Here is a 9560-nt window from a genome sequence, read left to right as displayed (position 1 = left end):
GTGCGAGAAGCCGACGTACATCCAGCTGGACTTCTTGATCCGCCGGTTCGCCGAACAGGCAAACGCCGACGCGTCACTGCGCGATCGGCAGCCCTACAAGGCGGCCGTCGATGGCGACCTGCAGTGGTTCGGCGACGCGGTCACCAAGCACTATGAGGGTGACGATTCGGGGAATTCCAACGGCGACATCGAGATGCTGCAGTACACCGACGCCACGGCCGGATCGTCGCTGAGCATGCTGGTACTGCACGACGACGCCGACCGCGAGTTCGACTACGTCGCGGGCGCCGAGAAGGCCTTGGACAAGGCCAAGAATTCGGGCTGGACGGTGGTCAGCATGAAGAGCGACTGGAACACCGTCTTCGGTGACTGACCAGGCTCTGCAATGGATTCCGGCGCAAACCGCGACGCTCGGCTCGAGCGCGCACTACGCCGAGGAGGGACCGCCGCGCCGGGTCGGCGTCGACGGCTTCTGGATGCAGCAGCATCAGGTGACCAATGCCGAGTTTGCCGAATTCGTCGCGGCGACAGGCTATGTGACGGTGGCCGAACGGCCGCTCGATCCGGCTGACTTCCCCGGGGCGCCGCGGGAGAATTTGCAGCCCGGGTCGATGGTGTTCACCCGGACGCGGGGTCCGGTGGATTTGCGGCACCTCAGCCTGTGGTGGACGTGGACCCCCGGCGCGTCATGGCGTCACCCGGCCGGCCCGCACTCGTCGGTGGACAGGCGCGCGGATCATCCCGTCGTACACATCGCCTGCGAGGATGCCGAAGCCTACGCCGCGTGGGCGGGTCGGTCACTGCCGACCGAGGCGGAGTGGGAGGCGGCGGCCCGAGGCGGCCTGGACGGCGCGACCTACACGTGGGGCGACGAGCCCGAGCGGCCGGGGCAGCGGCTGGCGAACTACTGGCACGGCGACTTCCCATGGCGCCCGGAGCCCGGGTACGGCCGCACCACGCCGGTCGGCAGCTTTCCGCCGAATGGCTACGGGCTGTTCGACATGGCGGGCAATGTGTGGGAGTGGACCTCGGACTGGTACGCCGGCACCAGGGCCGGGGACCCATGTTGTGAGGCCGGCAGCCACGACCCGCAGCAGCCGCAATTCCGCATGCCGCGCAAGGTCATCAAGGGCGGCTCCTATCTGTGCGCCGACAACTACTGCCTGCGTTACCGACCGGCCGCGCGCCGCCCGCAGATGATCGACACCGGTATGAGCCACATCGGCTTTCGCTGCGTGTTGCGGCCGCCGACGGGCACCCAGTCATAGCCGGGTGCGCTGGTCGATGTCCTCGTGGAACTCGGACACCATGGCCTCGGTCAAGGTGGGCCGGGTGTCGGCGATCGCGCCAAGGTAGTCGTCGGTGTGCGCCGGCTCGCCTCGATGAAATTCAATCTCGCGCTCGAATGCGGTCTGCGCGCCCTTGCGGGCCGCGAACTCGATATCGGCCGGCGTGAACATCTCACTGGCTTCGACAAGCTTGTCGACGTCGACCGAGTCGGCGTTCGGGCCCAGATAACTGCGCCAGATCGCCGCGCGGGCCGTGATGTCCGGGGGCCCGATGGGAATGATGTAGTCAAACCGGCCCGGCCGCAGGAACGCCGAGTCCAACGATCGCACCGAGTTGGTCGCGCAGATCAGCAGGCGATCATCGTGCTGTCGAAACGCCGGGATCATCTTGAGCAATTCATTCGTGACGCCGTGCGCGGGATCGGACGGCAGCCCGGAGCGGGAGCCGGCGATCTCTTCGAATTCGTCGATGAAGACCAGAACCGATTCCAGTTCCATCAAGTTCGTGAAGGCCTCGCCGAGGGCGGTTGCCATCGCGACATCCGGAGCGGCCAGCCGTGACGGGAAGAGTTCGACGAACGGCCAACCCAGACGACCCGATACGGCTTTGGCGAAACTCGTCTTGCCGGTGCCGGGCGGCCCGAACAGAATCACCGCTTTCGGCGGCGAGACACCGTACTGCTGAGCCACATCCGGCTCGGCGAGGGGCAACACGATGCGCCGCTCGATGACCTGTTTTTCGGTTTCCATGCCGGCCATCGCGCGCCAGAGGTTCCGCGGCACGACTTGGCCGCCGAGTTTGTTGAGCAACCCGGAATCGGAGGGGCCGAGGGCATGGTCCACCTTCTCGAAGTACGTCAGTCCGGTGCGTTGGCCATAGCCGGAGTTGTGCAGTGCCTCCGTTCCCGTCGCCCCGGGTGCCAGCAGCGCGCTGATGCGGCGGACGCCTTGCATCCGCAGACGCAGTTCCAGCTCGGCGAGTAGCGCACTGCCGATTCCGCGATGCCGCCAACGACTGCTCAACGCGATCATCGAAATCCAGGCTCGCTGTCCGTGGACGTGCGCCACCGCCATCCCGACGAGCTCGTCGCCGACCACGGCCACGACCGCAGGTTGTCCGGACCGCGCGGCCGAGACCACCTCGGAGACCGGAACCACGGGTGCAGGCTCGTCGGGACCGCGACTTTGGTCCCAAATCGAGATCGCCTGGTCGAGGTCGTCGTCGTGAAAATCACGCAATCGCCACGCCGGCATGTGCTTTACCTCCTTAACGGTTAACAAACCATGCATTGCCTCGCCGGCGCGCCACCCAAACAGGTGAATATGCGGATTAGCGTGGTGCCCGTGGCGGAGGTCGAGTTGATCGGTGTTCCGTTCGACGGGTACGGACGGCTGGGCAACCAGGCACGCGCCGCGACTGCGCTGCGCGAGGCAGGATTGCCCGGCGCGTTCGGTGGCCATCGGTTGGTCGTTGTCGCTGACCTCGACCTGCCCCCGGCGACCCGGGAGCGGGGCGCGGCGACGAGCCTGATCAATGAGGCCGCGCTGCTGGCTATGACCGACGCGTTGCACGACCGGGTGGGACCGGCGGTGGCCAAGGGCCGGTTTCCTTTTCTCTATGGCGGCGACTGTTCCACGCTGCTCGGCACCGTGACCGGGCTGCGCGACCATGTCGGCGATGTCGGCCTGGTGTTCGTCGATGGCCACGAGGACACCATGCCGTTGGACGTGTCCGAAGACGGCGAGGCGGCCAACGCCGAGATCGGCCTGCTGCTCGGCATCACCGGCCGACTGCTGACCGGTCGGCTGGCCGGGCTACTGCCGGCGCTGCGGCCGGAGGCGCTGGCGATCGTGGGCCCACGCGACGACGACTGGCGGCGGCGGTTCAACGTCGGATCGGTCAGCGGCCTCGGCGTCTTCGTCGCACCGCTGCCGGATGTGGCCGCCGACCCGGCAGTCATCGGGCGCCGGGCCGTCGAGCAACTGTCCCGCCACAGCGATCGCCGGTGGCTGCACGTCGACCTCGACGTGCTCGACCCGGTCGAATTTCCGGCGCAGGGCCTGCCCGACGTCCCGGACGAACCCGGCGGCCTAACCTGGCGCCAGCTGGCCGATCTGGTCGCCGCCGTCCTGGAACCAGGCGGATGTGTGGGCTGCAGCCTGGCGATTTACGACCCCGACCAGGACCCCAACGGCACGGGTGCGGCCCGGATCGTAAGCTTCGCCGACGGCATAGCGACGCTGATCTGAGCGGGAACAAACAGCCACGCGGCAAGGTTGAGTGCATCAGGCTTAACTTTGGAGGATGAATGCCTGAAGCAATCTCAGTGCCCGTGCTGTTCGTCTCGGACCCGATCGTGCTGCCGGGCATGGTGGTGCCGATAGCGTTGGACGACGCCGCACGGGCCGCGGTGGACGCCGCCCGCGCCAGTGAGTCGGGCAACCTGCTGATCGCTCCCCGGCTGGAGGACCGTTACCCGTCCTACGGCGTGATCGCGTCGATCCTGCAGGTGGGACGCATCGCCGGCGGCACCGCTGCAGTGGTGAGGGGTGAGCGCAGGGCGCAGATCGGCGCCGGCGCCAACGGACCGGGCACCGCCCTGTGGGTTGAGGTGACCGAGGTGCCGGACACGGCGGCCACCGACGAGACCCGTGCGCTTGCCGCCGAGTACAAGAAGCTGCTGCTGGCGATGCTGCAGCGGCGGGAGGCGTGGCAGATCGTCGACGTGGTCAACCAGATCACCGATCCGTCGGCGCTGGCCGACACGTCTGGCTACGCGTCCTACTTGACCGACGTGCAGAAACGGCAGCTGCTGGAGACTCCGGACGTCGCCGAGCGGTTGCGCGCGCTGATCAACTGGACCAGCGACCACCTGGCCGAGGTGGAGGTCAACGACAAGATCGCCGAGGACGTGCGCGAGGGCATGGAGAAGACCCAGAAGGAATTCCTGCTGCGTCAGCAACTTGCCGCGATCCGCAAGGAACTCGGCGAGGGTGAGCCCGACGGCTCCGACGACTACCGGTCGCGGATCGAGGCCGCGGACCTGCCGGACAAGGTGCGGGAGGCCGCGCTGCGCGAGGTCGGCCGGCTGGAACGGTCCAGCGATCAGAGTCCCGAGAGTGGGTGGATCCGCACCTGGCTGGACACCGTGCTCGAGATGCCGTGGAACGTCAAGACCGAGGACTCGACCGACCTGAAGGGTGCCCGGGCGATCCTGGACGCCGACCATCACGGATTGGACGACGTGAAGGACCGCATCATCGAGTATCTGGCCGTGCGGGCGCGCCGCGCCCAGCGCGGACTGCAGGTCATTGGGGGCCGCGGCTCCGGTGCGGTGATGGCGCTTGCCGGCCCTCCCGGCGTCGGCAAGACGTCATTGGGTGAGAGCGTGGCCCGCGCGCTCGGACGCAAGTTCGTGCGCGTCGCGCTGGGCGGTGTGCGGGACGAGGCCGAGATCCGCGGCCACCGGCGCACCTACGTCGGTGCGCTGCCGGGCCGCATCGTCCGGGCGATCAGCGAGGCCGGCTCGATGAACCCCGTCGTGCTGCTTGACGAGATCGACAAGGTCGGCTCCGACTACCGCGGCGACCCGAGCGCGGCGTTGCTCGAGGTGCTTGACCCCGCCCAGAACCACACGTTCAGAGACCACTACCTCGACCTGGATCTGGACCTGTCGGATGTGGTGTTCCTGGCCACCGCCAACGTGATCGAGAACATCCCGTCCGCGCTGCTGGACCGGATGGAACTTGTGCAGATCGACGGCTACACGGAGGACGACAAGGTCGCGATCGCCCGCGACTTCCTGTTGCCCCGCCAGCGGGAACGGGCCGGTTTGACCGATGACGAGGTGACGGTGACCGAGGCGGCGCTGCGCGAGATCGCCGCCGACTACACCCGCGAACCGGGGGTGCGGCAGTTCGAGCGGCTGCTGGCCAAGGCGTTGCGCAAGGCGACGACGAAGCTGGCCGAGGACCCCGCCGCTAATTCCGATGGCGCCGACTCTGCGGCTCCGTTGTCTGATGTCGCCGGCTCCGCGGCTCCGTTGGTGATCGATGAGCCGGATCTGGTCGGCTACCTGGGTCGGCCGCGGTTCACGCCGGAGTCCGCCGAACGCACTGCGGTGCCCGGCGTGGCGACGGGGCTGGCCGTGACCGGGTTGGGCGGCGACGTGCTCTACATCGAGGCCAGCTCGACGGATGGCGAACCGGGGCTGCAGCTGACCGGCCAACTCGGCGACGTGATGAAGGAGTCGGCGCAGATCGCGCTGTCCTATGTCCGCTCGCACGCCGCCCAGCTTGGCGTCGACCCGAAGACGCTGGACCGCAAGATCCACGTGCACGTGCCCGCCGGCGCGGTGCCGAAGGACGGCCCGTCGGCCGGTGTCACGATGGTGACGGCGCTGGTGTCGATGGCCACCCGACGCCAGGTCCGCTCGGATGTCGGCATGACTGGTGAAGTCACGCTGAACGGGCGGGTGCTCCCGATCGGCGGTGTGAAGCAGAAGCTGCTCGCTGCGCAGCGTGCCGGGCTATCAACGGTTTTCATCCCGCAGCGCAACGAACCCGATCTGGACGACGTCCCGGCCGAGGTGCTCGATGCGCTGGACGTGAAGCCGATGACCGACGTCGCCGACATCATCGCGCAGGCGCTGGAGGGCGCCGAGGTGACAACCGCCGCGGCCTAACGATCGACCAACACAACGCCAGCACGTGGTTCCCCGAGATTTCACGTGCTGGCGTTATTTTGGGCGGATGACGGATCTTTGGACTGACGATGGCCTATGACGAAGACCTGGCCAACCGCATCCGCGAACTCGTCGGCGGCGAGCAGGGCGTCGAGGAGAAGCGGATGTTCGGCGGGCTGGCGTTCCTGATCAACGGCAACATGTCGGTCGTCGCCAGCGGGCACGGCGGCCTGCTGGTGCGGGTACCGCCGGATGACACCGACAGGCTCCTGCAGCGCGAGCATGTCAGCGCAATGGTGATGGGCGGCCGTGAGGCCCGCGGCTGGTTGCGGGTCGCCGACGAAGGCGTGAAGACGAAACGGCAGCTGCGGTCCTGGATTACCCGCGGCGTCGACTACGCGAAAGGCCTGAAGCCCAAATAGGCCAAACTAGGTCAGCCCGTTGGCCGCCACACGCCGAACCGGTTGCCGTGCGGGTCCTGCAGGTGGGCGAACTCCAGCCGACCGTTGTCGGTGAGCGGAACGAGCACCTTGGCGCCGAGGCTGGTCGCCTTGTCGATGACGCCCCGCACGTCGTCGACCTGGACGTAGAAGATGGCCCAGGAAGCCCCGCCGATTTGCGAGCTGTCCCAGATCCCGCCCTTGTCGCCGTCGACCATCCGGTAGCCGTCGCGCGTGCCTGCACCGACCTGCCAGCCGAACAGGTCGCCGTAAAACGCCGTCGTCACGCTGGTATCCGGCGCGCCGATCTCGAAGTAATTCACAACATTGGGCATGTCCGTCCTCCGCGGGTCGATGAATAGGTGCCTCCGTTATAAGGGCACCGACCGACAAGTAGACCGATCCCAGCCAAACCTCAGGCCGCGGTCAGCGTCAGTGGCAGCCGCTCGAGGCACCTGATGATGTTGTTGAGCGCCCACGTCGGCCGTCCCGCGAGCTCGATCCGTTCCACTCGCTCGACCAGTGCATGCAGGATCGCCTGCATTTCCAGGCGGGCCAGGCCCTGTCCCGCGCAGGCATGCATTCCGTGTCCGAACGCGAGCTGACGGTTGGCGTCGCGCGTGATGTCGAATCTGTCCGGATCGTTCCACTCGCGCTCGTCACGGTTCGCCGACGCATACAGCACCAGTACCCGGGCGCCTTTGGGAACAGCGACGCCGGCGATCTCGGTGTCTCGACTAATCTTTCGGGAGAATGCGCGCAGCGGCGGCTCGTAGCGGAGGACCTCGTTGACCGCGTTCGGAATCAACGTTGGATCGTGCCTCAACGCTCGCCATTGTTCGGGATGCGTCGCGAACAGGTGCAAAGCGTTGGCGATGCCGCTGATCGTCGTGTCGAGCGACGGTACAAGGTAATCCACCATCAGTGCGGGGCACTGCGCATGGGCCAGCTTGCCGCTGTCGGCCGCGAGGAGCACGTCGTGACCCATGCTGCCGTCGAGGACCGCGCGCCGCCGCACCACCCGTTTGGAGAAGCGCAGCATCTGCAGGCTGGCCGGGGCTGCCTTCAACGTCTGCGCGTTGATCGGCCCGAGCGCGTCGAACGTCGCACCGCCCCAACGCAACAGATGTTTGCGCCCGTCGCGCGGCCAGCCGACGAAATCCGGCACGACCCTCAGTGGCAGCGCTGTGGCGAGGTCCTGTACGCCGTCCACCTCTCCCCTGGCTACGGCCGCGTCAACCAGCTGGGCCGCCTGGTCCTCGACGGTGTCGCTCATCGCGCGCAGCGCCCGCGGCAGCAGGCGATGGGCGACGAGCTTGCGCCGCTGATCGTGTTCGGCGCCGTCGCTGTTGAGGGTGGTGCCCCGGGACAGCCGATTCGTGATCGGGTTCAGCCCGACGCCGTCGCCCGAGATGAACGTCTCGTCGTCGCGCAGGACGGCCTTGCACTCCGCATACCTCGGCAGCGCGTAAACCCGCTGCCGCGAAAGCCATACGACGGGCCCGAGTTCGCGCAGGAGCCGGTAACGGGGGTACGGGTCGACGATGGCGGCGGCGCTGTAGATGTTGCGCCGGTATCTGGGGACATCATCCGGCCTACGCATCGGCACACCTTGACGCAGCAGCGCACGACGGCGCGAACGACGGTACGGCGTCGACCAACGCGGAAACGCGCCTGCCCGCTCGCATCACGGTGCGGTCGGGCCGGATGACCGCGGCACTCGCTCCGCCCCGGCGCAGCCAGCGACCGAGTTCGCTGTCGGCGTCGGCGGTAACCGCGACGGCGCCGCGCCTTCGAAGCTGATTACGCTCGGGCGTGGTCAGTGGTTCGGTGGTGATCACCGCGAACCCGGTGCCCAGCACGTCGTCGAGCCGCGCGCCTTGGTGCGCGACGGGATTCGGGCACAACGTGCCGGCCAGCTGCCGAGGCCCGTGCCCCTTGACCACCAATGCGGACCGGTGCAACGCCGGTGTGCTGCTGTTGACGATCTTCTGCCGCATACCGGGTACGAGGTGCAGGCGGGGCACGATGGTTCGCCGGATGGCGTTACCGACGCGGCCGCCGGCCGTCATCCACCATCCCATGCGCATGGCGAGCCGAATCATCATGCGGGCATGCGGTTTACGCTCCTGCTCGTAGGTTCCCAACACGGCCGCGGGAAGGTCGCCGTTGAGCACACCGGCCAGTTTCCAGGCCAGGTTCATCGCGTCGCGCAAGCCGGCCCCCAAGCCCTGGCCGATAAATGGCGGTGTGAGATGGGCGGCGTCGCCGAGTAGGAAGATATTGCCATCGCGCCAGCGGTTGGCGAGTTGAGCGCGGAAGGTGTACTCGGCGACCCGCACCAATTCGAGGTCGCCGTCGGGCACGCCGTTGACCCACGGCGCGATGAGCCCGCGGAGAGCGCCGAGCGTTGCGTAATCGGCCGCAGTTTCCCCGGGCAACAGCCGGAACTCCCAGCGGTAGCGGGTAGAACCGATGCGCATGTACGTCGCGGCACGCACCGGGTTGCAGACCTGATGTACGCCGTCCCACTGGTTCAGGTCGGCGCCGGTGGCCACGTCGACTACCAGCCAGCGCTGCTGGAACCGCAGATCCTGCATGGCGGCGCCGATCGATGAACGAACGACACTGTTGGACCCGTCGCAACCCAAAACGTAAGCGGTGTCGACGATCTGCTCGTCGCCGGTGACTCGGTCGGTGAAGGTGACCCGGACGCGGCCGGAATCGAGTTGGGTGACATCGGTGACGTCGGAGTTGCCCCGGATGACGGCGTTGGGCTGCCGTTTCAGGTTGGTCCGGAGCAAGGCCTCGAACTCCGGTTGGTCGAACATGTTGGCCTGCGGGAAGCCATGGATGCTCTCGGTCGGGTCGCGGCGGAACTCCGCGAGCACGTCGAGGTCTTGGTCGAGCAGGCGCAGTCCCAGTGCCGGGCGCGAGATCGCGGCGAACTCCTTGCCGATGCCGAGGCGGGCCACGACTCGGTTGATCTCGTCGTCCAGATGAACCGCCCGGGGTTGGGGATAGACCTTTTCCCACCGGTCCAGTACCAAACAGTCGACGCCGTATTGGGCGAGCAGCGTCGCCGCCGTCGTCCCGGTCGGGCCCGCGCCGACAACGACAACGAGAACAAATTGCCGATCCATCGT

General features: G+C 67.5%; 8 protein-coding genes and 1 pseudogene. 5 read left to right on the top strand and 4 right to left on the bottom strand.

Translation table 11 applies throughout. The features are described from left to right. Both VE759_RS06425 and VE759_RS06420 read left to right on the top strand, forming a co-directional pair. A pseudogene (locus VE759_RS06425) lies at positions 1–373 on the top strand (hypothetical protein); the annotation flags it as partial. Next, the gene (locus VE759_RS06420; RefSeq protein ID WP_324929335.1) at positions 366–1268 is read left to right on the top strand and encodes a formylglycine-generating enzyme family protein; all 903 of its coding nucleotides are present in this window, start codon (positions 366–368) and stop codon (positions 1266–1268) included. The pseudogene VE759_RS06425 and the gene VE759_RS06420, both read left to right, overlap by 8 nt. Here the strand turns inward: VE759_RS06420 and VE759_RS06415 are convergent. Beyond that, on the bottom strand, positions 1263–2543 hold the full coding sequence (locus VE759_RS06415) for a bifunctional GNAT family N-acetyltransferase/ATP-binding protein (protein WP_324929333.1): 1281 nt from the start codon (positions 2541–2543) through the stop codon (positions 1263–1265). The genes VE759_RS06420 and VE759_RS06415 overlap by 6 nt on opposite strands. Before the next feature lie 90 nt (positions 2544–2633). On the opposite strand from VE759_RS06415, the gene VE759_RS06410 reads away from it, so the two are divergent. From VE759_RS06410 to VE759_RS06400, 3 genes are all read left to right on the top strand, one after another. Then, positions 2634–3539: an arginase family protein gene (locus tag VE759_RS06410; RefSeq protein WP_324929331.1), complete on the top strand. Its 906-nt coding sequence runs from the start codon at positions 2634–2636 to the stop codon at positions 3537–3539. A gap of 59 nt (positions 3540–3598) precedes the next feature. Then, on the top strand, positions 3599–5974 hold the full coding sequence (gene lon, locus VE759_RS06405; protein ID WP_324929329.1) for an endopeptidase La: 2376 nt from the start codon (positions 3599–3601) through the stop codon (positions 5972–5974). Between the two features lie 89 nt (positions 5975–6063). Further along, positions 6064–6396 (top strand): TfoX/Sxy family protein, encoded by a 333-nt coding sequence (locus VE759_RS06400; protein ID WP_324929327.1) that lies wholly within the window; start codon positions 6064–6066, stop codon positions 6394–6396. 11 nt (positions 6397–6407) lie between these two features. Here VE759_RS06400 and VE759_RS06395 read toward each other — a convergent pair whose 3' ends face one another. The 3 genes from VE759_RS06395 to VE759_RS06385 all read right to left on the bottom strand — a co-directional run bounded on the left by VE759_RS06395 (position 6408) and on the right by VE759_RS06385 (position 9557). Continuing rightward, a complete protein-coding gene (locus VE759_RS06395; protein WP_324929325.1) occupies positions 6408–6749 on the bottom strand; it encodes a VOC family protein in 342 nt (113 codons plus the stop codon). A gap of 80 nt (positions 6750–6829) precedes the next feature. Next, positions 6830–8017, bottom strand: coding sequence for a cytochrome P450 (locus VE759_RS06390; protein WP_324929323.1), 1188 nt, complete (start codon positions 8015–8017; stop codon positions 6830–6832). Beyond that, complete coding sequence (locus VE759_RS06385) at positions 8010–9557, bottom strand: bifunctional 3-(3-hydroxy-phenyl)propionate/3-hydroxycinnamic acid hydroxylase (RefSeq protein WP_324929321.1); 1548 nt, start codon at positions 9555–9557, stop codon at positions 8010–8012. The genes VE759_RS06390 and VE759_RS06385 overlap by 8 nt, the downstream gene beginning before the upstream one ends. Between the last annotated feature and the right edge of the window lie 3 nt (positions 9558–9560).

Origin of the sequence: Mycobacterium sp., assembly GCF_035640695.1 — a bacterium.
Classification (GTDB): domain Bacteria; phylum Actinomycetota; class Actinomycetes; order Mycobacteriales; family Mycobacteriaceae; genus Mycobacterium.
This window is presented reverse-complemented; position numbering and strand designations above follow the sequence as displayed.

What these genes read in the sequence shown, in the direction of transcription:
- VE759_RS06390 (WP_324929323.1), bottom strand. Translation starts at nt 8,017, where the DNA reads ATGCGTAGGCCGGATGATGTCCCCAGATACCGGCGCAACATCTACAGC.
- VE759_RS06400 (WP_324929327.1), top strand. Translation starts at nt 6,064, where the DNA reads ATGGCCTATGACGAAGACCTGGCCAACCGCATCCGCGAACTCGTCGGC.
- VE759_RS06415 (WP_324929333.1), bottom strand. Translation starts at nt 2,543, where the DNA reads ATGCCGGCGTGGCGATTGCGTGATTTTCACGACGACGACCTCGACCAG.
- lon (WP_324929329.1), top strand. Translation starts at nt 3,599, where the DNA reads ATGCCTGAAGCAATCTCAGTGCCCGTGCTGTTCGTCTCGGACCCGATC.
- VE759_RS06395 (WP_324929325.1), bottom strand. Translation starts at nt 6,749, where the DNA reads ATGCCCAATGTTGTGAATTACTTCGAGATCGGCGCGCCGGATACCAGC.
- VE759_RS06385 (WP_324929321.1), bottom strand. Translation starts at nt 9,557, where the DNA reads ATGGATCGGCAATTTGTTCTCGTTGTCGTTGTCGGCGCGGGCCCGACC.